Annotated in this window: 2 protein-coding genes; both read right to left on the reverse strand. The window is 43.8% G+C overall.

All coding sequences use genetic code 11. The features are described from left to right. A partial coding sequence (locus tag GXZ13_01655; protein NLX74547.1) for a hypothetical protein occupies nt 1-411 on the reverse strand: 411 nt, incomplete at its 3' end. A 207-nt stretch (nt 412-618) separates the two neighbouring features. Next, entirely contained in the window at nt 619-1,569 is a 951-nt protein-coding gene (locus GXZ13_01660) for a hypothetical protein (GenBank protein ID NLX74548.1), read from the reverse strand. Between the last annotated feature and the right edge of the window lie 527 nt (nt 1,570-2,096).

The raw sequence follows: 2,096 nt of genomic DNA on the forward strand, positions 1-2,096 counted from the left end.
CCCCACAACACCGTCCGAGGACACGCCTCGGCTGCTCTGGTAGTTCTTGCCAGCGGTCTTAGTAGCAGGCCCAAACGCACCGTCCTGGGAGATACCAGCGTGGTTATAGAGGTTCAGGAAGTTCTGCAGCTTAGTGACAAAGTCGCCGTTGCTGCCTTCCTGCAGATCACGCTCTCCAAAATAGATGCACGCATCAACTAGGTTGTCATATGTAGTCGTGATGTTCAAAAACTCTGCCATAACATAACCAAGTCGATGTTTGTAGTAGGTGCGACGCCAAAGATAAGGCGTTTGCAAGGTGTTGACTGACAAAGGAGTACCGTCTGGAATCGACGTAATCCTTGGAGCACTAGTGCTCGGTTCAGTTCGGAAGTTCAGAGAACCTCCAGTAACGTAAGCTCGATAACCCATCGTGAAATCCTCCAATCTTTAATGTGGCATTTTCTCCGGCCGGTTTTATGCCACCTAAAGACTAATGAATAATTACCGTCTCAAGAAGTGAAGAAACATGCAGAAAACACGCAACAATGGCAGTTTTCATTCGTGACCGCTAGAGAATGTAAGAGAGAACTCCACATGAATGAACACCAGATTGCCTAACCATAAAATTGAGTCACATCATCCGTTTGAATTGTTTGATTCATAAACAACTAACACCTTTGGTCCGCTGGGGCCTGCGTAAACGAATATTTGATAGAAGTCCTCTTCGCCAAACACAAACCCCCAGTAGGGCGTTTCTTTCTCATCCTTGCTGTGAGACACTCGAACAAATTCTGCGGTTCGGAGAGGGAAGCGTTTTTCATCCCAGCCCTTTTCGCCTGAATAGTTTTTGTTCAAGGCATCAAAAGCAAAAGCAAGGGCATCGTCATAAGAGAGCTCCCCCGTTCGCGGTAAACCATAAATCATATATGCCTGGTCAGTGTTGAAGCCTGGGACAATGTCCATTAACTCGCGCACCTTATCTCCATAGCTAGCCTTATCCATATATGTCCAGTTCTCCCTGTTTTGCGGAAGAGACCGGCTGAATTCTTCCAGCATCTTATCAGGCGAAAGTTCTGCATTGCTGTGATCGAAAAGGAGGGCGATTTCGCCTTCTCGTGCGGGAATGGCTAATCGATACAGTCTGTTCTTCTCAATGTAAACGCCATCATAAACGGTAATGATCCACTTAGGATTAGTTTCCTCATTGATAACAAAGGAATAGGTCCAAGTAAGATCTTTGAGTTGCTCAGTACTCATATCGCTCTTTGTACTAAGATACTCAATTGCCTTAGCCTGCGCATCTTTTTGCGACAAATCATTACTGTGTGGCAGCCCGTATCTATTCTCCATAATCTCCTTGATGCTTTGCGGAATAAACAGATTGCCATCTTTGTTGTTCTTTTCGATGAAAGTCGGCAGTTCTATTGCGAATTTGTATTGTATCTCTATAGGCCATGCTCGAAAAGGCAAGCCTTGGTGATAGGCGTCATAGAAGTCCATCAAACTCAAGCCCTCTGCGGTTGTAGGCACAATAAGTGTGCCAAAAATTACCACCAGTGCGATCGTGGTCATGATCCGTTTAAGCATATTCCCTCCTTGTTTCAAAGCGAGTCGTGAATCTTGTCCAAATCATTCTGTTATAAACCTAGTTTCAAGAGAACAAATTTTCTAAACCATTTCCAAAGTAGCAAATCCCTCCCCTTATTATTACTGACGTACCAAAGGTATAAAAGCGACAATTTCTCGATGAAACAATCCAAAAGAATTGCAGAGTCACATTGAGATGTCGATGTCCTCCTTGAATAGGCAAATGCTATGCCCAATATCAATTGTATTCTTTGAGCCAACAATTGCGTCAGAATAATAATGTGAGTATTGCAAAAACCTATGCTTCGCACATAACGCGGAATAATTCGTCATTCTTCAGTTCCCTGAGTTGTTCCACTGTGAAAGAATACCATTGACTTTAGTCAGGAGCTGGCCAGCGCAGATTATTGTCATATTAATTGATTCGGAGGACAACATGAGTTATTCAATCAGAGCTGTTGTAGATACAAAAAAACATGGCGTCGGTGGTACACTGAATTTGAGGAAAGATCCTAATGGGAGCACAC

Source organism: Synergistaceae bacterium (assembly GCA_012728235.1).
In the GTDB taxonomy this organism is placed as follows: domain Bacteria; phylum Synergistota; class Synergistia; order Synergistales; family Synergistaceae; genus JAAYFL01.